This is a genomic window from Kordiimonas aestuarii (genome assembly GCF_025574465.1).
GTDB classification, from domain to species: domain Bacteria; phylum Pseudomonadota; class Alphaproteobacteria; order Sphingomonadales; family Kordiimonadaceae; genus Kordiimonas; species Kordiimonas aestuarii.
The window spans coordinates 466,356-489,357 of the sequence record NZ_JAOBPP010000020.1 but is presented as its reverse complement, the minus strand read 5'-3'; the positions used below and the strand labels follow the sequence as shown (position 1 = coordinate 489,357).

The window sequence follows — 23,002 nt, the reverse complement described above, 5'->3', positions numbered from 1 at the left end:
TATGTAACGCTTCACCGCACAGTAAGGGGCGTTGGTCGAATTCTGCTGGTGTGCTTCTCCGGTCTCCACACAATGCTCGCACCTTGATATGCAAACGTTTCATCGCGTCCATTGGGACGACTATAGAAAACGACAACAATCTGGGATTGGAGCGCGCTTGGTTGGGGACAGAATCTTTATTTACTCCGAAAAGCTTTCTACCTACCATCGCGTGTATTGGCAGGAAAGATACCGGGAATCCGGTATTGCCTCCCTGCCCGGGGAACTGAAACGCAAATAGAAGGCATAAAAAATGGACAGACGGCAATTTATCAAAATCGCTGGCGCTGGCATGGGGGCAATGATGCTGCCTATTAACGGCCGCATGGTGTCAGCAGAAGCATTACTCGAACCTGGCGCCGATGCAGCAATTAAAAAGCGTATGGCAAATGTCGCGCTTAACGCGGCAACCTCCAAGGGAGCTACCTACGCTGACGCACGCATCGGACGTTACCTAAATCAATTTGTTACCGCACAAGAGCAACGCGTTGATAATATTGTAAATACCGAATCATATGGTGTTGGCGTACGTGTCATTGCGAATGGTACCTGGGGCTTCGCATCCACGTCTGACATGACTGATGACGGTATTGCAAAAGCGGCGGAAGCCGCTGTCGCAGTTGCCAAAGCAAATTCCAAGTTCCAGACAGAGCCAGTACAGCTTGCACCCGTGAAAAGTTACGGCGATGTGAGCTGGAAGACGCCGATTGAGAAGAACGCATTTGAAATCCCACTTAAGGATAAAGTCGACCTTCTAATGAATGTGAACAACGCCGCACTGGACAACGGCGCGAACTTTATTACGTCAATCCTGTTTCTTGTAAATGAACAGAAGTACTTTGCTTCCACGGAAGGGTCATATATCGACCAGGACGTGCACCGTTTGTGGGCACCTTTCTTTGCAACCGCCGTTGGCAAGCAGGGCTTCAAACAGCGGCAAGGTCTTGGCAACCCCGTGGGACGTGGTTTTGAATATCTTGACGGCCGGCCGGAGGACAAAATCCAGATCCAAGGCGCAAACATCGGCTACCGCAATACCTACGATATTGTCGAAGATGCCCGCGAAGCTGGTAAACAATTGCAGAAGAAGCTTGCAGCCAAGTCCGTTGAGCCTGGTAAATATGACCTCGTTCTCGACCCACACCATCTTATGCTCACAATTCACGAGAGCGTTGGCCACCCGCTGGAACTCGATCGGGTGCTGGGCTACGAGGCCAATTATGCAGGCACCAGTTTTGCAACGCTTGATAAGTGGAAGAGTGGCACGTTTGAATACGGATCAAAGATCGTCAATCTATTCGCAGATAAAACGCAAGTTGGCTCACTTGGTTATGTCGGTTGGGATGATGAAGGCGTAAAAACCAAGGAATGGGACCTGGTTAAAGATGGTGTTCTGGTGAATTATCAGGCCATTCGCGACCAAGCGCACATTATTGACGAGAAAGAGTCTCACGGTTGCTGTTATTCGCAGAGCTGGCGTGATGTACAGTTCCAGCGCATGGCCAACGTTTCCCTACGCCCGAACGAAGAAGATGTTAGCGCGGACGAGATTATCGCGGGCGTAGAGAATGGTATTTACATCGCTGGCCGTGGCTCCTTCTCTATCGACCAGCAACGCTATAACTTCCAGTTTGGCGGCCAACTGTTCTATGAAATCAAAGACGGTAAGATCGTGGATCAAATTGAAGATGTTGCTTACCAGTCTAACACTCAAGAGTTCTGGAATAGCTGCGTCGCGATGGCGGGCAAATCTGATTACCGCCTCGGTGGTTCCTTCTTCGACGGGAAAGGTCAGCCTTCACAGGTTAGTGCTGTGTCACATGGTTGCCCCACCACCCGGTTCAACAACGTCAATGTCATCAATACGGGCCGCAAGGTCTGATGCGCGATTTGGCAAAACAGGAATTATAGAGGTTTAATCATGGCTATTTTATCAAAAAGTGAAGCCAAAGCGCTGTTGAATAAGGTGATTGGCTATTCGAAAGCGGACGCAATCGAATGTAATCTTAACGGCGAAGTAAGCGGTAATATCCGCACTGCGCGCAATACCGTCAGCACTGCGGGCGAATTGAATGACACCATTCTGACCGTCCAGTCCAGCTTCGGAAAAAAACTCGGCACCGCCAGTACCAACGAGTTCAGCGACAACGCCCTTGAGCGTGTCGTGCGCCGCTCGGAAGAGTTGGCGCGCCTGGCGCCGGACAATCCGGAATTCATGCCCATCCTTGGTCCGCAAGAGTATGTGGATGTGAAAACATATTTCCAGTCGACCGCAGATGTGAACCCGGACTGGCGTGCCAGTGCCGCAGATGCCAGCATCTCGGCTTCCAAGGCCGAAGGCCTGGTATCTTCGGGCTTTCTGAATGACTCCGCAACCTTTGCGGCCATCATGAATAGTGAGGGGTTGTTTGCTTACAACCAGGCAACGGACATAAACTTCTCCGCAACCATCCGGACCGCAGATGGTAAAGGGTCTGGCTGGGTATATCGTGATTTTCACGATGCTTCACTGATGGATACAAATGAAGCATCTAACGTCGCGGTGAAAAAAGCCATTGCCAGTGCAGACGGCAAGGCGATGGAACCTGGCAAATATACAGTGATCATGGAGCCCGCTGCAACAGTGCAGCTATTGCTCAACATGTTCAATGCGATGGATCAGCGGCAGGCCGATGAAGGTCGTAGTTTTCTCAGCAACAAGTCTGAGGAGCCTGATGCACCGAAGAATCGCCTTGGCCAGAAGATGTTTGATGAGCGCGTGAACATCTACACTGACCCGCAAGACCCCGATACACCGACCCACCCGTTCTCGGGTGACGGCGCGGCGGTCAAACGAACAGACTGGATCAAGGACGGCGTCGTGACCACCATGCCGAATTCCCGCTACTGGGCAGAAAAAACTGGAGTAGAGTATGTCCCTACCCCATTCACCGGCGGCGGCCTCTTCGGCGGAAGCCCTTCAATCAGTATGGTTGGAGGAGATGAAAGCCTCGAGGACATGATTAAAAATACCCGCCGCGGCGTTCTTGTAACCCGCTTGTGGTATATTCGCTCGCTTGATCCTCAGTCGCTTATGTATACAGGCCTGACGCGTGATGGCACTTTCTATATTGAAAACGGAGAGATCAAATATCCGATCAAAAACTTCCGTTTCAATGAAAGCCCAATCATTATGCTCAACAACCTCGAAGCTTTGGGTAAACCCCAGCGTATTCAGGGCTGTATGATCCCGCCAATGAAAATCCGGGATTTCACCTTCAGCAGCTTGTCCGACGCTGTATAGAGATCTTTAAAACGACAACCAGGGGGCGGAACATCCGCCCCCTACTTTCGGCCTTATTGTAGCAAGACCAACTGTGCATCGTAGAAACTTCATAAAGTCTTTAGGAGCTTTAGGCCTGATCGCAACTTCGGGCCGGGCTGGCGCATTATCCACACTCAAAAACGATTATGATTTCTATTTCACACGCCTCAGCTATGAATCCGGTGACTGGGAAGTTGATGAAAGGACGCCTGCCAACATATTGAATTCATTAATAGAATATACGACTATTCGTGTTGACCTCCGCGAACGAGTGATCGCGCTTGAGGACCCACAAATGTTGTCTTCTCCATTCTGCTATATGGCTGGGCACCGACTGGTCGAGTTTAACCCCAGTGAAAAGCAGAATTTTGAAACATATGTACGCAGTGGTGGTTTTGTCTTCGTCGATGATTGTAACCACGACATTGATGGCCTTTTTGCCAGAACATTTGAGGAACAGATGGCAGAGATATTCGGGGAAGATGCTCTGGTGAAGATACCGGATGATCATCCGATTTACTCATCTTTTTTCAAATTTGATGGTCCCCCTAATACCGGCTTGGAGCTAAATGGCTGGGGTGACGATCTGGTCCATGACTACCTGAAGGCCATTGTAATTGATGGGAAAATATCGGTGCTTTACAGCAATAAAGACTACGGCTGTGAATGGGATTACGATTTTAGAAACAAGCGTTGGCTCCGGGTGGACAATACCCGGTTTGCTGTAAATATCGTCGTCTATGCAATGACGGCATAAGGTGCAATAGGCATCAAAACATTATGATATGCGAGTAAGAAAATGGACGAGCAGACTGTAAAGTCGAAAATCAGCATGCTGGACTATGTGCTGGACGAGGTTGGCAAGGTGATTGTTGGCCAGCGGGATATTGTTGAAGAGCTACTTATCAGTATCCTGGCGGGTGGCCACTGCCTGCTAGAGGGAGTGCCTGGGCTTGCCAAGACCTTGATGGTCAACACCTTGGCGAAAACTCTGGAGCTGGATTTCCATCGCGTACAATTTACCCCTGACTTAATGCCGAGTGATATCATCGGTACCGAAATTCTCGAGGAAGATCATAGCACTGGCAAACGTTTCTTCAAATTCCGCAAGGGGCCAGTATTTACGAATATCATGCTGGCAGATGAGATCAACCGGACACCTCCCAAGACACAGGCTGCGCTTCTTGAGGCAATGCAGGAACACAGTGTCAGCTATGCAAGTCAACAATATACCCTGCCCCGGCCATTTTTCGTGCTCGCAACACAAAACCCTGTTGAACAGGCTGGCACTTATCCCTTGCCAGAAGCACAACTCGATCGCTTTCTGATGTTCATTCGCGTCGGTTACCCAACGGAGCAAGAGGAAGTTGAAATTCTCAACCGGACGACAGGTGCCTATAAGGCGCAGTTGAATACTGTGTTGAATGGCGCCGACATTGTTGCACTGCAAGAACTTGTGACAACAGTAGAAATTTCAGAGGATCTGCTGACGTATGTCGCCCGCCTCGTCCGCGCAACCCGTCCTCAGGAAAGCCTCGTTAGCATGATACGGGATTATGTGCGCTGGGGCGCGGGCCCCAGGGCCGGCCAAGCTCTGGTTAAATGCGCTAAAGCCAAGGCTTTAATCAGCGGCCGCTACGCCGTCACGCTCAATGATATCCGCTTCGTCGCCAATGCTGTATTGCGCCACCGTATCCTGCTCAGTTTCCAGGCGGAGGCCGAGGACATACAGGTGGAAAATGTTATTGCAGCACTATTCCGGGAGGTGAGTGAGCCCAAGAGTTCGATCGGCTAGGCTATAATTCCATGGAACGCTTAATAGACCCGAAAACACTGGCGCGCGTCAAAGATATGCCCCTGATCGCCAAGACTGTGGCTGACGGATTTCTGCATGGCCTGCACCAAAGCAGGCAACGAGGAGTAGGAATAGAATTTAGCCAGTATCGTTCCTACGAAGACGGAGACGAACTTGGGCGTATCGACTGGAAACTTTTTGCCCGATCAGACAAATATTTTGTTAGGGAGGCTGAAAGAGAGAGCGAAATTGCTGTCTGGTTTGTCCTAGACACCAGCGCGTCCATGCAGGTCGGCTCCGCCTCTGAAACAAAACAACCACATTGGAGTAAACTCGACTATGCCGCGCATCTGATTGCAACGCTGTCCTACCTTGCCTTCCGGCAGGGTGACCGGATCGGCTTTATGGCCCTGTCGGCCGATAAACAACATGTGGTCCCACTCGGCAGCGGCGAGCAGCATTGGTCAGCTATTTTACTTGAGTTAGCGCGGCTTAAAGCTGGGTTTTTTTTTCCGCCACTCGCACAAATTTCAAAGATTATACATCCGCTTCAGTCAGCCGGGTTGCTTTTTGTGATAAGCGACTTTTATCAGCGTCGGGATGAGCTGAATGACCTTTTGCAAGCTTTGGCAGTGGGTAGAACGGAAGTTGCTGCGATTCAGCTAACAACCAAAGATGAAGCTGAATTTCCTTACAAGGGGGTTGTTCGGTTTGAAGATGCTGAAACCGGCGAACAAATATTGATCTCTGCGAAAGGTGCATGTGAAGCCTATCAAAAGCGCTGGGTACAATTTCAAACCGAACTGCAGCAATACACCAGTGCTCTTTCCATTCCATTGAGTTGTATCAATATTGATAACCCCATGGATCAAGCCATATACGACTTCCTCGATAGCCGCCGAAAGGTCATACGCTAGATGCCTGGTTTACTTGGGGAGTTTTCAGTGACCAATGCGGCAGGTCTTGCCGCGCTCACCACTGTAGCTGTGCCCGTGCTTATCCATCTGTTCAACAAGAGCAAAGGCAAGCGGGTGGTGGTGGGCTCGATAGAATTAATCAAAGATACCAAATCAAAGCGCCTTACTGAGATAAAACTTATGCACTACGTGCTTCTGTGTCTCAGGGTGCTCATTTTTATACTTGCAGCATTGCTAATGGCTGGTCTCTCCAGGGAAGCGACGACGGGAGCCTCAGAACAGGTAAGTTACGTTACGCCGTTTTGGCTCGCACAATCCACAGAGCAAGATATCGACAAGTTGCAAGCCAACGTGCGGTCCGGCGATACCTACTTACTCGCAGAGCAAATTGTTCCTTTGAAAGGAAGCCAGCTTCATTATGTCGCGGAGAAGTTAAGGGCGGATGGGATTGCCCCCTCCGATCACTCAACATTGCTTTTAAATCGATTGTCGACCGTTCGTCATAACAGCCCTATACATGTCTATTCCACAGGGCTTGCGCGTGAATTTAACAAGATCGGCGCGCTGCGAGACTATAACATCAAGTGGCACGTCAATCCTGGTAACGGGGTTGGAAGCCCTGAGCCTCATCAACTGACAGTCCATATCATTGCCTCCGATGAGACAAAAGCTAATGCACGGTTTCTTTTCCAAACGCTGGAGCGGATAGGCCGAGCCCGAAACATTTTGCTAGCCGCGGACATTACCGAATATATTGCGCTCCAGCCACAAGCTATGGCGGACGCAACATGGGTATTCTGGCCGGAAGACTTGCCATTGACCGAACTGTGGGAGCTGTCACTTCGTGAGGACGCAAAAATATTGCTTGTGCCCCACATGTTATCTGGTTCCACCGTCAGCAACACCGCGCTGGATAACTACCCCTTCACCCGTTTTTCAGTGACCCGGGTGGAGGGCAACCGCCAAGGCCAAGGCTGGGTCGACCGGTGGGCAACAGATGACGGAATATCTCTTCTTACCAGCAAAACCATATCGGGCCATCAGGTGCTCAGGTTCAGATTTGATCCATTTTTTGAAAATAACGGCCTTGCAGCCCAACCTGACTTCCCCATTGTTTTGCTCACCCTGCTGCTAGGAGAAGAAGGCCTTGACGACCGCTATCCAGATGCGCGCATTAACTTACCCACTGACAATAATACAGCAACTAACGTGCACTCCAAGAATACCGATTACCCGTCGCGACCGCTCGCGACGCTATTGTGTGTCCTTCTGTTAGCCTTCTGGATCGCCGAGCGCTGGCTAAGCGAAAGGCTTCGTCATGCCTGATCGCCACTATGACCTGAAGGACGTGTCCCCTCCCCTCGCCGCAATCAAACAGCGTCTTTTGGGGAATCGCATTCTATTTGCTCTGGTGATAGGCATCACCTTGGTTATCACAGGCATTTTAACGAATATCGATTTTCTTGTACTGGTACTTGGCACAGTGCTGGTATGCGTCATCATCCTCGCGTCACTTTTCATTGAGCCCACATACAGGCGAATAAAACCGAAAGAGTTTCTACTTTACCTCAACCGTATAGACCCTCAATTTGAAGAAAGTGCGCAACTGCTTTTAAGGCCGCGCGATCCACTACCGTTATTGCAAAGACTTCAATGGGACAAAATGAACTCTCATTATGAGGCGGTCCTTCAATCGCCCTCTCTGTGGCTTCCGGCGGTTCCGTTTCGAGCAATTTTTCGTTTGATCATGATGATGGCAGCGCTGCTTGCGACGGGAGCAACAATAGCCACTATCATAAGCTCGCAGGAAACAGCTGACCCTGTCAGTGAACCCAGCCAAGGCATTCCATCACCCCAGCCCGCAGGTATCACAAGCATTGAAGCGGATATCACCCCGCCCATATATACTGGCTTGCCGCCGCGCACAGTAACCTCTGGGAATATGGAAATTCCAGAAGGCAGCAGCGTCACATGGAAGTTTCAGTTTTCACGCTCAGACGGCGAGTATTTACTGAAGTCTGGCGATCACGCCGCCCAGCGACTGGCCCGAAACACCTCCGGCAGTTACGAATTGACACAGGATGTGCAAAATTCCGCGTTGTATCAGATCATACACAAAACGGGGACGACGGAATATTTGGTGGGTGACATATATACAGTCGCTGTCAGAAAAGATCAGAAACCGTCGATCCGATTGGTAAGCCCCAAGGCATCCACCATTGAATTCACCCGAAATGCAGATCCAATCTTTATGACTTTGGCCGAAATTGTCGATGACTATGGCATCAGCGATACCAGAATATTGGCATCGGTCGCCAAGGGAAGCGGAGAAGCGGTAAAATTCAGGGATGAGATATTTGAGTTTGATTCAGGCCCCGGCGAGGGGAAAAACGTCTACCAGCGAGACTGGGACTTAAAAAAACTCGGTATGGAACCGGGAGATGAACTCTACTTCTCCATCATAGCGGAAGACAACAAGATGCCCGTCAAAAACCTGAGCAAATCCGCTACCGTTATTGTCAGGTGGCTTGATGAAGCCGCAAATACTATTACCGCAGAAGGTATCGTTAGTGATTTTATTCCTGAGTACTTTAAAAGCCAACGCCAGATCATTATCGAAACCGAACAACTCATCGCGGATCAGCCTGCTCTGAACAAAAAAATATTTTCAGAGACATCGTATAGCCTGGGACAAGCACAGAGTGATCTAAAACAGCGCTATGGCCAATATCTAGGCGACGAATTTGGCGAAGGTCCTGGCGAACAACTAGCTGAAAGTAGCGCAGAAGCATCACATCAAGAACACACAGCCCACGAGGGCGATGAGCACGAAAAAGAGCGGCCTGAAGTCGGGCACTTACATGACAAGACGCAAACAAATGCCACAGGTGATGCAGCAAGCCAACTCATAGCCCGATTTGGCCACAGCCACGAAGATGCCGACATCGGGCCTATCGCGAAACGCGACCCAAAAACATTGATGAAAAAAGCGGTCAGCATAATGTGGCAGGCGGAGTTACATCTTATGCTGGCGGAACCAGCAAAGGCCCTGCCATTTGAATATGAGGCATTGAAGTTTCTAAAACTTGCGAAACAGGCTGACCGAATTTATGTCAAACGGCTTGGTTTTGAGCCGCCCCCAGTATCAGAAGAAAAACGCCTGACGGGCGAACTCAAAGAGATAAGCGGTTACAGCTCTATCGTTGAGCAGGGGTGGAATAAACCCGAAGAACAAGCACTCGTTCGGGCTGCTTTCCGTATTTTCAATGCATCTAGCACGCTGGATAGCGATAACCGAGCGGTTCTTTCAGATTTAAGTAAGCTACTGCAGAAGCAAGCCCAGCAGCGGCCTGCTGTTCTTTCTTATGCTGCTACCTTAGAAAAGGTGCTGCTTTCAAACAGCCTTGTGCTACCGGACTGTGAAGACTGTGTGTCTGGGTTGAAGTCCGCGCTTTGGAAAATGTTATCCCCTGCGGAGAGTATTCCTCAGTTAAGGCCAGGATACTTCTCTCCCACCGATCCGCTTATTCAATTAAAATCAGACGACGAGTTCACATCTTGACGGCAGTATCTGAAATATGGACCACTGACTTACCAACATTTTGGCTCATCCCGGCCTTGGTCCTCTCGAGCATTTCTCTTGTATACACTGCCGTCCGCGTTTTCGCCCGGAGCCAGAATATCGGACGGCGTTTACTTGTCTGCACCGTCAACGTGGTTGCATATGCCTGCATATTGCTGCTCTTGATTAATCCCCAGGTCACACAGTCGGGCGCCAAAACGGTTACTCTAATAACGGATACCCCGGACGATATCGATGAACACGGCATAAAGGGATTCCCGCGGCTTTACGCTCTGCCTTCGGTGGCCGCTGATATCGCTGGCGTGAATGCAATCCCAGACGTATCGGTGCTGCCCCTGCGAGAGACCGGCATGGGCGTGCTTAAGTTGATGGGACATGGTCTATCAACTCGTGATTGGCGCGCAATTCCAGCCGCTGTCGATATCGAATGGACTCCAGCCAACATTTCGGGAATCGTTGACGTAAAATGGCGGAAGTCTGTTACGATCGGTGAGCCTTGGACTGTGTCGGGGCGGTTTATCGCGCCTCAGCATTATCCAGAAAACGAGGTATATACGGCTACGTTATCAGACCAGGCGGCGCAAGAAATACAATCTGTTCCACTAAGATCAAATAACCACTTTTCTTTTACTATCCGTACGCCAATTGACGGTCCAATAACATATTATCTCACGGTTCTCGACCGGGAGAAGAATGAACTTACACGCGAGCGTGTTGCGATTTCTGTCACCAAAACCAATCCCGTAAAGATAATGATCATTCAATCAGCCCCCTCGTTTGAGGTGCGCCAGTTGATGAACTGGGCCACTTCACACGGCACCGAACTGATCATTCGAACAAAAATTAGCAAGGATCAATATATTACCCAGGTAGCCAATCGCCCGTCGCTGAACGATTCGAGCGAATTGAGGTTTGAGCGACAAGACTTCCTGCTTATGGATGGCCGAGCGTATATGAGCTCATCCCAACAGGAGCGGAGCAACTTAACCCAAGCGATCCGGCATGGGTTAGGCATGTTGCTGATGATAGATGGTGAGCTGGTGGCCTCCATGCCCGACGCCCGAGGACACCTTCTTGCACAGTTTGAGTTACAGCAGGAAGAAAGCCCCAACGATAAAAGCACCCCAATCATTGCGGCGTTTGAAAATAACTACAGCCTGCCTGCCCTGCCCATTTCCATTTCTGGCCCCGGCACATACCCTCTGGTTACCTCGACAGAGGGTACACACTTGACCGTTGCCCGGCGTGAAGGTAATGGCGTGATAGCGCTCACTCGACTGAGGCAAAGCAATGCATTACTAACAAATGGCGATGCGCCAGCTTACTCCCATTATTGGGCACAGGTTATGGGCGGCATTGCCCGAAACGAAGCGATACCAAGGCTGGTTCCCCAAGGCACACGAGAGATACCGCGGGTGCTCGACAGATTAAATATCTGTGCATTACTCAAATCGGAAGCAGCGATAGTACATATAGCTGCACCAAATGATGAGGCCGCCAGAACCAGCCTGACGCTCACATCTGATCAGCTCGGTTCCAACAGGCATTGCGCATTATATGAGCCGACGGACACAGGTTGGCATCAAATTCAATTGTCCGGTGACGGCAACGGATCATCCGACAATGGGATATGGGACATAGACTATTTTTATGTCTATTCAGATAGTGATTGGCAGGCTGTTGACCAGTCGAACCGGCAGCAAGCCAGTTTATTTCGTCTGAGTGCTCCGCGAAACCCTAGCGAAAAAGCATCCCATCGCTCAAATTTATTCGCCCCAAAATGGTTGTGGGTGATGTTTGTATTATCAGCGTTTTTTTTGTGGCTGGAAAGAAAGTTCAACTAAGCGGCCAACTGCGCTAAGGTAGCAGTAGTGGGTCGTTAAAACTGCACATCACACCCAAAGAACGGATTTGAAACCACAAAAGGTTAGGTAAACTCCATGGTCAGCAGACTTTCGCTTGCGATTCTTTTTTACCTTATGATGTCAGTTGCTGCCCATGCTGACGAAATTCTTGTTGCAGACGATAATTTCAACAAATTTGTTGAAGGTGCGAAGCCCGGTGACGTTTTCGCGGTTTATCCAGGAATATACCGCCTGACCAAAACTGTGTTATTGCAAGAGTCCGGGACAGAGGATCAGCCCATTACCATCCGGCCCTCAACTGAGGGAGAAATAACCATCGAGGTGCCCAGCACCATCGGTTTTAAGATCATAGGAAGCAACTGGCATATTGAAGGCATAAAGTTTGTTGGTGTGTGTGAGAGTGACAGCAAATGCGAGCACGCGTTTCAAGTTTTAGGTACCGCAGATGGAACCGTCATCCGTAATAACAAGTTTATCGACTTCAATGCTGCAATCAAAGGCAACGGCCAGATTATTGATGAAAAACAGTATTTCCCAGACAATGTGCTGATCGAGGATAACTATTTTTATAACCGGCGCCCTCGGAACACCTCAAATCCTGTAACGCCCATAGACGTCGTTGGCGGGCGCTTTTGGACAATTCGGCATAATTTTTTCGCCGATTTTCAGAAAGCTGGCGGAAACTATATTAGCTACGCTGCTTTCTTGAAAGGAAACTCCGACAACGGCATTTTTGAGCGAAATTTGATCATTTGCGAATGGCGCCACCATGGTGGTGTAAGGCTAGGCTTATCGCTCGGCGGCGGCGGAACATCAGATCCGCGGTTTTGTCAGGGCCGGTCATGCAAGATTGAACATTATAAAGGTCTGATCAGCTCAAACATCATAATGAATTGCCCTGCGGATGTAGGTATTTATCTGAATAATGCGGCTAATACAAAAATCATAAACAATACAATTCTGAACACGGCGGGCGTTGACGTTCGTTTCTCGGGTAGTTTTGCGTTGTTCGCCAACAATATTATTGAGGGCAGGATCAAAGGCCGCGACAACGGGCGTTTCCGCGAGGTGAACAACATCGTAGAAAATAACCTTGATGATTTTTTCCCCGGTGCCGATGCCTTTGATCTGGCACCGCTTGAGCCAGAAGAACTGATGCGCGCCGCCCAAGGTTACGCAGGCAAGGACTTCTGTACCGGCAAAACGCAGGAAAAGTGGGTTGGTGCCATAGCTGAACCCGCACAATGTAGAATAGAGCAATTCCTGCAAAACATTGAGAGAGACGAACAGACACTCACCCGCATGGACTAAAATTACAGCTACAGATTGCGCAACCTTTCCAGAATAAAAACCTATCAACGCTAAATCCATACATTCCCGTATAGCTCCAACTGCGTAGGAATATCTCTATTCCTGAGCCGTTTAGGCTCATCAATAGCGAAATAATCCAAAGCGAACTCACAAACTATGGGCTGGTTACTAAAATTTTAACGGTTTATTGAAAGTTGCATGCTTTAATGCGACACCAATAATCAACAAACCGAATAATTCAGCGATGGTTAGCAAGGTTCCGGCATATGACAGCAACAGACAAATTTTGGTGTTTCTTTCTCACGCTACTCGTGGCACCGGCTTTGCTTATTACGTTTCCAGCTGTAGAAGTCGCTATTGCGATAGCTCTCTCGATCGGTGCGATTAGCATCAGGATGCTGGCCAAACAGCGGCGCCGCTGCAATGCCTGTGGCCAAATTTTTCCACTAGGCGTACAGCGTTATATTGATCTCCAGCGAGGTAAGTTGCGGTGCCCGCGATGCGAAACCCGCATTCGCTCTTCACGTTGAGCGATGAACTCCTAATACGCCAAAACTGCAGTTTCACGTAATTCAAGAATTCTTGACACTTGTTCAAAGTCAAGGGCGGTATCAACGTCGATGGCCGCCTCCGCAAATGGCAACCGCACAGCTGATGCATTAACTCCCAAGACAATTGACGCCCGCTCAAACGCTTGATCAACAGTGAAACGTTTAAAAAGCAGCCCGAATAGATTGCGATATCCAAACGCTTTGAACAGTGTCCACGGCTTTTTACGTTTTTGCTCAATTGAACGCCAAAAATCGAGTACAGGCAAAGCCTCCTCCGACATAAAGGCAAACAGGTTGGCCCCTGAGAGCTGCGTTTCCTTGAAAGGCAAATAGGTCCGTTTGGATCCTGGATGTGCTGCTTCAAGATAAGACCGCTCAACAAAGCCAACAGCGAGCCCCGTCTGCATGCGAGCATCACTACAAAACTTATCGACCATGGTAGGCGTCAGCAGAGCATGGTCAGCGGTTGTCACCAGATAGGGCCATTCGGCTTTAGCTGCTTCAATAGTTGAGGCCACGCTGCAGCAAATTGTCTCTGCGCAGGGTAGGACCTCTATAACAACCTCCCCGGCTTCGGCTTGCAAAGCAGGGCAGGCGTCAAAAAGAAGCTCCGGTTCGTCAAAAACCACAACTATTCGTTTCACCGAGCCGGACTTGGCCAGCGCCTTTACGACCCGGGAGACCATCGGTTCTCCACAAATTGGCACCAGTGCTTTGAACTGTCCGCCAATCAGCGCCGCCACCGGATCGTCCGCACGCCGTGTTCCCGCCAGAACGATGGCAGTAAAGTCGCGACGGTGTCGGTTCAGTGAATCGTGTTGTTGAAATTCATATAAATGATCGGGATCATTGTTAGCCTCAAACTCATACATGGCTATTTCATTCATGCGCCCCATCCCCCCTCTTTATGCCCCAAGGATACCTCTCGGTTCCTCATTACTTCATCATAACCAGAGGCACTTCCCCAAGCGCCACTTAACATATTTGTCATATGATCATTAGCCGGTTGCTGGTTGAAAGGCAATGTAATGCTCACCCTTTCTTGGTATCACTACCTGGAGATGTCAGTTTCTCGCGCCAGTAAATGACCCATGTAGCAGCAACAAGCCAACTGGCAATTATGTCCGTGGGCCAATGCACGCCAAGATAAACTCGGCTGATACCGGTTGATATCGCAGCAGCAGCAAACACCCAGAACATGGCTCGTGCTACTTTTACCGGCAACCGGTTAACTAAAAGGAAATATATTAAAAAATAGATGCCCGCCGCACGAAGGGCGTGTCCGCTCGGGAAACTGTTAGTTGATGCGTGTACAACATGCTCAAAAATATCAGGTCGCGCGCGGGCGAACATGTTTTTAAGCACCGGGTTTAAAAGAAATAACCCCGCAATCGAAACAGCACCAGTAACGGCCTCGCGCCGATACTTTCGCAGCATCAACCAGCCAATTGCAAGCAACGACAGCACTAGCAAAGTAATTGTGTCACCCAAATGAGTCACCATAACAACAAGGCTTTGGGTGATACCTGCCCCGACAGGAACCCCGTTCGTGTCACGAAACAGCTCCAGTCCCCATTGGTCAAACCCCGTTAAAAAGCCCGAAAATGTCAACCATGCCCAGGCCACAAAAGCAGCACCCAGCATTAATGGACTGATTAAGCTGACTATACGCTTGTTCATTGCCATTGCCTTCTGTTGCCGCTAGTGACGTGCCGCAACTGGCGAGCGGCGTACATAATAAAAAAGATTGGGATTGCGTATCTGGTGCTGTACAGCCCAGAAACGATCTGTTGCTATAATGTCCACTCCCGCCTCCAAGACGTTCAGATATTCTGCATTTTCTCCTGTCTCTGCGAGCTGCTTGTCGAGAGAAAAGGTACCCGTAATAGCGCGCCAGCCTTGTTCGTGGATATGTCGATAAAACGCCGGTGGCTGCATCTGTGTTCCAGTCCAGGCAATGATGAACCGGGGATCGATACCACTCGCTGCAACATCTGCGACATCCTGCTGATCATACATAGAAACAGTAAGCATCATCGCCGGTGCAATCTTATGAAAGGCAACGGCCTGTTTGAGAGAGTATGTAATAGCAACGGCATAATCTTCCGCCGCAGCATCTTCAACCGCCTTCGCGACCTTCCTGAAATCTGTGCCGCGCTTGATATCGAGTGTGAGGATAGCCCTCCCCTTCGCCCACTCCAAGGCTGATTCCAAGCTTGGCACGCGGAAGATGGTCTGTTTGCCGTCATTGTCCTCAAGGTAAAGCTTTTCAACATCTTGCATGCTCATATCCGAGACATTGCCTGTACCTGTCGTCGTTCGGTCAAGCGTATCATCGTGCATAAGAATGAGAGAGCCATCCTTAAGTTCTGCAATATCTACTTCCATCAAACCAAAGCCGTGTCGAAGCGCATTATCCATCGTTTCAATCGCGTTTTCAGGATATCCGGCAACCGGGCCGCCACGATGATGGCTCACCAACGGAATCCGCAGAGGGTGAAAGCGAAAGAACTCCTTCAGGTGGCCTTTCGGAACCTCTATATAATACCGTGTATTAATATCTCCTGGTAGCGGCACAGACTCCGCAATTGTTGGCGAGCCCGCCAAAGCATATATAAAGAATACTACCGTTAATATCTTGCTTATGTGCATCACGGTTCCTTTGTTCCATATCATCTCGGCATGACTTGACCTGATATCTTTAAGGCACGAAGCTGTCCTTTGATTCAACAATTTTACTGAGAAACTTAATGTCAGATACATATTCGATGGCAGGCCTACTTGATATCATGAGGCGCCTGCGTGATCCTGATGGCGGCTGCCCGTGGGATGTGGAGCAAACTTTCAAAACAATTGCTCCCTACACAATTGAAGAAGCTTATGAAGTGGACGAAGCCATCCGCGCAAACGACATGGACGCCCTGAAGGATGAATTGGGTGATCTGCTGTTTCAAGCAGTGTTTCATTCACAAATGGCTGAGGAAGCCGGTCACTTTACCTTTGCCGACGTCGTTCAGGGCGTTAGCGAAAAAATGGTCCGCAGACACCCTCATGTTTTCGGGAAAGCGGATATCGCAACTGCCGACGCCCAAACCAGTGCCTGGGAAATACAGAAAGCAAAAGAGCGAGCTCTTAAGGCTAAGGAACAAGGCCAGACAGCCTCCGCTCTTGACGGCGTCTCAATCAGCTTACCCGCCCTTCTCCGCGCTATGAAGCTTCAAAAGCGCGCCGCGCGGGTCGGTTTTGACTGGCCTCAGACCTCCGACGTGCTCGACAAATTGCAAGAAGAAGCACGTGAACTCGTTGAAGCTGCGCAAAATAATACTGACGTCGCACACATCAAGGAAGAAGTTGGGGATCTGCTATTTGTGATGGCAAACTTGGCGCGGCATCTCGCCATAGACCCTGAGGAAGCGCTTCGTGGCACAAATGCCAAGTTCGAACGTCGTTTCCATCGAATAGAAGCACTTTTGGCACAACAAGGCAGAACGCCATCACAGTCGTCTCTTGAGGAGATGGACACATTGTGGAATCAAGCAAAAATCGAGGAAAAGGCAGCGCAGTGAATGCGCTTTAGCGCCGCCTGTTGGAGTATTTTGCCCAGGCTACAGGATCCACAAAAACGTTGAAGGTTATCCCCTCCTCGCCATGCTTCTCGGATACAATTCTGGAATTTGCATGTAGCCATGCCTGAGTTGCGCCGTCTGAGTAGGGAACCGTCATCTGCATGTTGAGGTCACCGGTGCTCAGCAACTTATCCACAGCTTCGATCAGGCGCGCGCAACCATCACCGGTTAATCCGGAGATAGCTACGGTGCGCTCCTGCCGTTCATCTAATGTTACAAGAGCGGCTTGTTCGTCGTCACCCATGAGGTCGATCTTGTTCAGCGCTTCGATGAACGGTGTACCCTCCCCTTCATCCGACAACTCAACACCAAGTTCGGAAAGTACATCCTCAACGTCGAGTTTTTGAATGTTGCTGTCGGGATGAGAGGCATCCCGAACATGTACTATCACGTCAGCCTCGCACACTTCTTCCAAGGTTGCGCGAAATGCTGCAACAAGTGTCGTCGGCAGCTCTGAGATGAACCCGACGGTGTCAGACAGGATAACCCGTCGTCCACTTGGAAGTTCCAGCGCGCGCATTGTGGGGTCAAGCGTCGCAAACAGCATATCCTCTGCCAGCACCTCAGCTTTCGTCAGTCGATTAAACAGCGTTGACTTGCCCGCGTTTGTATATCCGACGAGCGCGATAATCGGGTATGGCGCCTTCTGCCTACGAGCACGGTGAAGAGTTCGCGTGCGTGTAACTTGCTCTAACTGCCGTTTGATCCTCGTGATCCTGTCGGCAATAATACGTCGGTCGGCCTCAATCTGCGTCTCTCCGGGCCCGCCCATGAAGCCAGAGCCGCCGCGTTGTCGTTCAAGGTGTGTCCAAGACCGGACAAGACGGCTCCGCTGATACTCAAGGTGCGCAAGTTCAACTTGAAGCTCACCTTCCTTAGTACTGGCTCTCGCACCAAAGATTTCAAGAATAAGCGCTGTGCGGTCAATGACCTTACACTTGGTTTCGCGCTCAAGGTTGCGTTGCTGACCGGGGGTTAGTTCGCAGTCAAATATCAGTAGGTCAATTTCTTCTGCTGCAACGAAAGCCTTAAGCTCGTCGATTTTACCAACGCCTATAAATGTAGCTGGCCGGCGTTCCCGAAGGGCAACAACTTCGCCCCCCACCAATTGGATATCAATGGCAAGGGCGAGCCCCATTGCTTCTTCAAGCCGGGCTTCGGGCGAGCGTTTTGTATGGGACATATCAACGCGATCACGCAAAAACGGGTGTACAACATACACCCGTTGCTTGGCTTCCTGATCCCGCAGGTAGCCAAGGCCTTCTGTCGACCAGCCGCCACCCGGCCGCTCGGCCGAACGGTCATCAGTCTTGTTTGCCAATTAACCCTCTAGGTCTTTTTCTGGCTCAAACAGCTGCACAGGGCCAGACGGCATCACCGTTGATATTGCATGCTTGTAAACAAGCTGGGAATGGCCGTCCCGGCGCAACAATACACAAAAATTGTCGAACCAGGTTATTACTCCCTGAAGTTTAACACCATTGACTAAAAACACCGTCACCGGCGTTTTGGATTTACGAACGGCATTAAGAAAGACGTCCTGGAGGTTCTGATTTTTTTCTGACATGGACTGTCCGTTTGTTTATTTGATTTTCTAATTATATCAGCCTTAAGAGCGATAGCCCGTATCACCTGTTTTTTTGCGTCGGCAAAGCCATAGTTTTTCCCGTCACCAGTGATTACACGCGGCTACATATATGTCAGACGTTGCTGGTTTTGGTCAACAGGCTTTACGATAATTATCCGACCTGCAAAGATTATTATCCACGCCACATAGATCTCGCGAACAATGCGAGGAAGAGTGACGCTTCCACCCGCCCCACAAGCATAAGAACCGAAAGCACAATGTAATCGGCATCATGCAAGCCTGAAAAGCCGGGGAAATAGGGGTCGATCACCCCAGCAAGCGGAGCTGAAAGTGTGAGCGAAGACAATGAAAGCGCTATTGCCTCCTGAAAACCAATACCCAGGATAGCAAGAACCAGCGATGCAGCGACAAAAAGGGAAACGAAACCTCCGAGCAGAAGCCAGATGGTATCGATGTCCTTGCTCTGGATTACCTCCTCCTCGTATCGCAATGTCCGTACGCCGTGCGGATGGGCGAGACGGTCAATCTCTCCCCGACCAAGCATATATACGATGCTGGCACGCAGTTGCTTCAAGCCACCCGATGTACCAGCGACACATCCACCAACACAAGTGAGTACAATTATCACAATGGATGAGGGTAAAGAGGCGCCGACTGAGGCATTATACGGTGCCTGAAACCCTGTCGTAGCCACAGCGGAAATTGACGCAAACACGCTGCCCCAAAATACAGACCAGCCGAAATCATCAGCCAGCAGGAACAAAAGCAGGGTGCCAAAACCTGTGACCAGCAACAACGATCGTGTTTCCTGGCCAAAGGTTCCTTTGACGCGAAGCTGTTTGATCCGCGCATAATGCATGTCCCAGTTCAAAATGGCGGCGAGTGAAAACAACGCTACAACAAATTGCACCCACCCACCTGCAACAATGTGACTGGAGGCAGGGCCAATACCTGTTGTGCTAATCGCCGCCATAGCCAGCATAGCCGCATCACCAAAAGCCTCACCTCCCAACATCAGTAGCAAACAGCAGACAGCTGTGAACAAGATATAAAGGGGCAAAAGTGTCTGTGCAGTAGCGCGCAGACGGGGGTAGCCTTTATCACTATCCCCGTAAGGCAAGGGAGAGCGGTGTAACTGAAGGCCACCACTATTGAGTGCTGTCAAAAGTGACAGGGTAATGCAGATGGACATGAAACCGCCAAGCCACGCGGCCAGAAGCCGCCATAACTGCAGCGCTTTCATCTCCTCCACAGCGCCCTCATACGCTCCGGCCCCTGTCGTTGTAATGAGTGACATGCCTTCATAAAAAGCTGTGATCAATCCAGCATCGGGGAAAAGGAAGAAGAAAGGCAGCCCAGTCGCAAAAGCGAGGCATATACCGCCAACGAGGGGAAGCAATATTGTTAGTTTCCGCACTCTTACGCGCTCGGACGAGCGAAACCCCATATACAGAGATCCGCCGACCAGCATCACGATTGAGATTGAGGCAAAAAAACTACTGGCAACCTCAGTTTCACCGAGAAATACGGCGGTTAGAAACGGGATGCATTGGAGCAATGCCAAGATAATGATCCAGCACCCGATTAGAAAAAAAAGTCGGCTTGTCCACATGTCAGAAGGTCAGAACAGATCCGCACGCGCGGAAAATAGCTGTTCAATCTTTTTCACTGCCTCCGAGAGTGCTAAAATAACCACGCGATCGCCTCCCTGGAGAACGGTATCGGCGTGTGGCACTATCGCCTCATCCTCACGAACGATCATACCGAACTTCACATCCCCATGAAGTCTGAGTTGGCCAATTGTCTTGCCGGCAACGGCCGACCCCTCGATAACTTCCGCTTCAATAATTTCAGCTTTTCCTTCAAAAATACTGTACAGGTCGCGAATGCGGCCGCGGCGAATGTGCCTTACAATCGACGAAACAGTTGTTTCTCTCGGATCAAGAGCAACATCAATTCCAAGCGACCCAACAAGGCTGCCATAGATCGGGTTATTCATTAGCGTGATAGCCCGTGGGCACCCCTGCTGCTTGGCAAGCAGTGACGAAAGGATATTCACCTCATCGTCGTTGGCTACAGAGACAATAGTATCAGCTTGGGCAATATTGGCCTCTTGCAGGATTTCGCGATCCAGTGCGTCGCCGTTAATAACAACAGCATGCTTCAGCTTCTCAGCAATCAAGGAGGCGCGAGTTTTATCAAACTCGATAATCTTCACATTGGTTTTTGCGTTATCTTCAAGGAGAAGTGCAAGGAACAGTCCGATATTACCTCCCCCGACAATAACCAGCCGCTGCGCTGCCTTCTCTTCGTGCCCAAATACAGCCATGGCACGTTCGGTCATGTCGGCATCGACTGCAATATAGATGGCATCGCCTGCCTGTAATTGGTCATCGCTGCGGGGCACAAATATCTTATTGGCCCTCACGACAGAAACCACCGTGGTTTGCAGGTTTGGAAATAGCTCAGTCAATTGCCTGAGCGGCGTATCCACGACAGGGCAGTTTTCATCCAGTACCAAGCCGATCAGCCGAACTTTACCATCAACAAACGGTACCATATTGAACGCACCGGGAACCTGAAGGCGTCGATGGAGTGCCTGTGCCACCTCAAGTTCGGGTGAAATAATTACGTCAATTGGCATATTCTCGCGGGAAAATAGATCGGCCCACATTGGCTTGAGATATGTCTGGTTTCTAATACGCGCAACTTTGGTGGGCACGCTGAAAAGCGAATTCGCGACCTGGCAGGCAACCATATTTACCTCGTCCGACCATGTTACGGCGACAAGCAGTTCTGCGTCAGCAGCCCCTGCCTTCGCCAGCATTGATGGGTCGGACGCATGTCCCACCAGTGCCTGAATATCCAGAGATTCACTTATCTTACGGATGAGTTCAGGTGACCGGTCAATAACGGTTACGTCATTTTGCTGATCGGCCAGATGTTTCGCAATGTTAAAGCCAACTTGGCCAGCACCACAGACAATAACTTTCATGGTGTTATATCACTTTTCCAAAGTTATAGATTAAGACTATTCGATCTCGTCACCTTTACTGGCTCCGGTCAAGCCAAGCGACTTCAGTTTCCGATGCAATGCGGACCGCTCCATACCGATAAAGGCCGCTGTTCGAGAAATGTTACCACTGAAGCGATTGATCTGGACCTTCAGGTATTCTCGCTCAAATGCCTCACGGGCTTCTCTCAGTGGTGTCGTCATAATGGCGCTGTTCCCCCCCGGGTGCAACAAGTCGCTGGAACCGGTCCGTATCTCCTGGGGCAGAAGGTCCGCACCTATTTCGCTGTCAAATTCATCAGAACCCATGATGACCAATCGTTCCATGATGTTTTTTAGTTGCCGGACATTCCCGGGCCAGTCGTAAGACTGCAGTGCTGCAATGGCGTCATCTGCAAGCTTCGCCTTAGGCCTACCGGTGGCTTCTGCTAGGGCGTCGAGAAAATTCTGTGCCAGCATCGGAATATCTTCGCGACGCTCAGACAACGACGCCATTTTAAGCGGCACTACATTCAGGCGATGATAGAGATCCTCACGAAACCGACCTTCCCTGATTTCCATTTGCAAGTCCTTGCTTGTCGCAGAAATCACTCGAACATCCACTTTTACGCCTGTATTTCCTCCAACACGCTCGAAGGCCTGATCCGTCAGCACACGTAATATCTTGGCTTGCGTAGGTAACGGCATATCACCGACTTCGTCGATAAAAAGGGTGCCGCCATGGGCGCGTTCAAATAGCCCGGTTTTTACCACCCCCCCGTTCTGCTCAACGCCAAAAAGTTCCTGTTCCATACGATGCGGCTCCATCGAAGCGGCACTTATGACAACAAAGGAACTACCCATTCTATGAGAACGGGCATGAATTTGCCGGGCAGCAACTTCTTTACCGGAACCGGAGGGACCGTGGATCAACACACGGCTATTGGTTGCTGCCACCTTTTCGATGTTCTGGCGAACAGTGTTAATAGCGTGGCTTTTACCGGTTATATCTACCGAAAACGCCGAACGTTTCTTGAGTTCTTCATTCTCCCGGCGTAGCCGGTCTGCTTCTGTCGCACGTTGAATAGTCAGAAGCAGGTGGTCAGCTTCAAAAGGTTTCTCTATGAAATCATAAGCACCTTTTTTTATCGCTGCCACAGCAGTTTCAATGTTGCCATGTCCACTGATAACCACGATTGGAAGATCCCGGTGCCGAGACTTCACCAACTCCAAAATCTCAAGCCCGTCCAGCTTGCTGCCTTGCAGCCAGATATCAAGCACCATCAATGACGGCAACCGCGCTTCGATCTCAGCGAGACCACTGTCGCTGTCATGGGCGGTTCGCGTATTATAACCTTCGTCTTCCAGAATCCCGGAAACAAGCTCGCGGATATCTTCTTCGTCATCAATTATGAGAATATCAAGTGCCAT

The 23,002-nt window shown here is 50.1% G+C and carries 18 protein-coding genes; 10 read left to right on the top strand and 8 right to left on the bottom strand.

What is annotated here, in order from left to right:
* Positions 1-292 precede the first annotated feature (292 nt).
* The 9 genes from OEU85_RS11685 to OEU85_RS11645 all read left to right on the top strand — a co-directional run bounded on the left by OEU85_RS11685 (position 293) and on the right by OEU85_RS11645 (position 12,814).
* Positions 293-1,921, top strand: a complete 1,629-nt coding sequence (locus OEU85_RS11685) for a TldD/PmbA family protein (protein WP_262691659.1) — start codon at positions 293-295, stop codon at positions 1,919-1,921.
* A gap of 39 nt (positions 1,922-1,960) precedes the next feature.
* Positions 1,961-3,322 carry a TldD/PmbA family protein gene (locus OEU85_RS11680; RefSeq protein WP_262691658.1) on the top strand — a complete coding sequence of 454 codons (1,362 nt, stop codon included), beginning with the start codon at positions 1,961-1,963 and terminating at the stop codon, positions 3,320-3,322.
* 73 nt (positions 3,323-3,395) lie between these two features.
* Positions 3,396-4,100, top strand: coding sequence for a DUF4159 domain-containing protein (locus OEU85_RS11675; RefSeq protein WP_262691657.1), 705 nt, complete (start codon positions 3,396-3,398; stop codon positions 4,098-4,100).
* A 42-nt stretch (positions 4,101-4,142) separates the two neighbouring features.
* Positions 4,143-5,138 (top strand): AAA family ATPase, encoded by a 996-nt coding sequence (locus OEU85_RS11670; protein WP_262691653.1) that lies wholly within the window; start codon positions 4,143-4,145, stop codon positions 5,136-5,138.
* Between the two features lie 11 nt (positions 5,139-5,149).
* On the top strand, positions 5,150-6,055 hold the full coding sequence (locus tag OEU85_RS11665) for a DUF58 domain-containing protein (RefSeq protein WP_262691652.1): 906 nt from the start codon (positions 5,150-5,152) through the stop codon (positions 6,053-6,055).
* Positions 6,056-7,381: a BatA domain-containing protein gene (locus OEU85_RS11660; protein WP_262691651.1), complete on the top strand. Its 1,326-nt coding sequence runs from the start codon at positions 6,056-6,058 to the stop codon at positions 7,379-7,381.
* Positions 7,374-9,617, top strand: a complete 2,244-nt coding sequence (locus tag OEU85_RS11655) for a DUF4175 domain-containing protein (protein ID WP_262691650.1) — start codon at positions 7,374-7,376, stop codon at positions 9,615-9,617. Before OEU85_RS11660 ends, OEU85_RS11655 begins: the two co-directional genes overlap by 8 nt.
* Complete coding sequence (locus tag OEU85_RS11650) at positions 9,614-11,482, top strand: hypothetical protein (RefSeq protein ID WP_262691649.1); 1,869 nt, start codon at positions 9,614-9,616, stop codon at positions 11,480-11,482. Before OEU85_RS11655 ends, OEU85_RS11650 begins: the two co-directional genes overlap by 4 nt.
* Positions 11,483-11,578: 96 nt before the next feature.
* Positions 11,579-12,814: a chondroitinase-B domain-containing protein gene (locus OEU85_RS11645; RefSeq protein ID WP_262691648.1), complete on the top strand. Its 1,236-nt coding sequence runs from the start codon at positions 11,579-11,581 to the stop codon at positions 12,812-12,814.
* A 541-nt stretch (positions 12,815-13,355) separates the two neighbouring features.
* On the opposite strand, the gene OEU85_RS11640 is transcribed toward OEU85_RS11645, so the two are convergent.
* From OEU85_RS11640 to OEU85_RS11630, 3 genes are all read right to left on the bottom strand, one after another.
* Entirely contained in the window at positions 13,356-14,252 is an 897-nt protein-coding gene (locus OEU85_RS11640) for a nucleotidyltransferase family protein (RefSeq protein ID WP_262691647.1), read from the bottom strand.
* Between the two features lie 145 nt (positions 14,253-14,397).
* Complete coding sequence (locus OEU85_RS11635; RefSeq protein ID WP_262691646.1) at positions 14,398-15,051, bottom strand: phosphatase PAP2 family protein; 654 nt, start codon at positions 15,049-15,051, stop codon at positions 14,398-14,400.
* Positions 15,052-15,066: 15 nt separating this feature from the next.
* Positions 15,067-16,041 carry a glycerophosphodiester phosphodiesterase family protein gene (locus OEU85_RS11630; RefSeq protein WP_262691645.1) on the bottom strand — a complete coding sequence of 325 codons (975 nt, stop codon included), beginning with the start codon at positions 16,039-16,041 and terminating at the stop codon, positions 15,067-15,069.
* A gap of 74 nt (positions 16,042-16,115) precedes the next feature.
* Here OEU85_RS11630 and mazG point away from each other — a divergent pair, with 74 nt between their 5' ends.
* On the top strand, positions 16,116-16,931 hold the full coding sequence (mazG, locus tag OEU85_RS11625) for a nucleoside triphosphate pyrophosphohydrolase (RefSeq protein ID WP_262691644.1): 816 nt from the start codon (positions 16,116-16,118) through the stop codon (positions 16,929-16,931).
* 7 nt (positions 16,932-16,938) lie between these two features.
* Here the strand turns inward: mazG and hflX are convergent, their stop codons facing one another.
* The 5 genes from hflX to ntrX all read right to left on the bottom strand — a co-directional run bounded on the left by hflX (position 16,939) and on the right by ntrX (position 23,002).
* Positions 16,939-18,312 (bottom strand): GTPase HflX, encoded by a 1,374-nt coding sequence (gene hflX, locus OEU85_RS11620; RefSeq protein ID WP_262691643.1) that lies wholly within the window; start codon positions 18,310-18,312, stop codon positions 16,939-16,941.
* Entirely contained in the window at positions 18,313-18,558 is a 246-nt protein-coding gene (hfq, locus tag OEU85_RS11615) for an RNA chaperone Hfq (protein WP_020398945.1), read from the bottom strand.
* 193 nt (positions 18,559-18,751) lie between these two features.
* Positions 18,752-20,191 (bottom strand): potassium transporter TrkG, encoded by a 1,440-nt coding sequence (locus tag OEU85_RS11610; RefSeq protein WP_262691642.1) that lies wholly within the window; start codon positions 20,189-20,191, stop codon positions 18,752-18,754.
* A 9-nt stretch (positions 20,192-20,200) separates the two neighbouring features.
* The gene (gene trkA / locus OEU85_RS11605; protein ID WP_262691641.1) at positions 20,201-21,574 is read right to left on the bottom strand and encodes a Trk system potassium transporter TrkA; all 1,374 of its coding nucleotides are present in this window, start codon (positions 21,572-21,574) and stop codon (positions 20,201-20,203) included.
* A gap of 36 nt (positions 21,575-21,610) precedes the next feature.
* Positions 21,611-23,002, bottom strand: coding sequence for a nitrogen assimilation response regulator NtrX (ntrX, locus tag OEU85_RS11600; protein WP_262691640.1), 1,392 nt, complete (start codon positions 23,000-23,002; stop codon positions 21,611-21,613).

Bases quoted from the DNA above. Each gene is read 5' to 3' on its own strand.
- OEU85_RS11610 (WP_262691642.1), bottom strand. From the start codon at position 20,191: ATGTGGACAAGCCGACTTTTTTTTCTAATCGGGTGCTGGATCATTATC.
- OEU85_RS11660 (WP_262691651.1), top strand. From the start codon at position 6,056: ATGCCTGGTTTACTTGGGGAGTTTTCAGTGACCAATGCGGCAGGTCTT.
- hfq (WP_020398945.1), bottom strand. From the start codon at position 18,558: ATGTCAGAAAAAAATCAGAACCTCCAGGACGTCTTTCTTAATGCCGTT.
- mazG (WP_262691644.1), top strand. From the start codon at position 16,116: ATGTCAGATACATATTCGATGGCAGGCCTACTTGATATCATGAGGCGC.
- OEU85_RS11630 (WP_262691645.1), bottom strand. From the start codon at position 16,041: ATGATATGGAACAAAGGAACCGTGATGCACATAAGCAAGATATTAACG.
- OEU85_RS11685 (WP_262691659.1), top strand. From the start codon at position 293: ATGGACAGACGGCAATTTATCAAAATCGCTGGCGCTGGCATGGGGGCA.
- trkA (WP_262691641.1), bottom strand. From the start codon at position 21,574: ATGAAAGTTATTGTCTGTGGTGCTGGCCAAGTTGGCTTTAACATTGCG.
- OEU85_RS11645 (WP_262691648.1), top strand. From the start codon at position 11,579: ATGGTCAGCAGACTTTCGCTTGCGATTCTTTTTTACCTTATGATGTCA.
- OEU85_RS11640 (WP_262691647.1), bottom strand. From the start codon at position 14,252: ATGAATGAAATAGCCATGTATGAGTTTGAGGCTAACAATGATCCCGAT.
- OEU85_RS11680 (WP_262691658.1), top strand. From the start codon at position 1,961: ATGGCTATTTTATCAAAAAGTGAAGCCAAAGCGCTGTTGAATAAGGTG.
- OEU85_RS11665 (WP_262691652.1), top strand. From the start codon at position 5,150: ATGGAACGCTTAATAGACCCGAAAACACTGGCGCGCGTCAAAGATATG.
- ntrX (WP_262691640.1), bottom strand. From the start codon at position 23,002: ATGGCACTTGATATTCTCATAATTGATGACGAAGAAGATATCCGCGAG.
- OEU85_RS11635 (WP_262691646.1), bottom strand. From the start codon at position 15,051: ATGGCAATGAACAAGCGTATAGTCAGCTTAATCAGTCCATTAATGCTG.
- OEU85_RS11670 (WP_262691653.1), top strand. From the start codon at position 4,143: ATGGACGAGCAGACTGTAAAGTCGAAAATCAGCATGCTGGACTATGTG.
- OEU85_RS11655 (WP_262691650.1), top strand. From the start codon at position 7,374: ATGCCTGATCGCCACTATGACCTGAAGGACGTGTCCCCTCCCCTCGCC.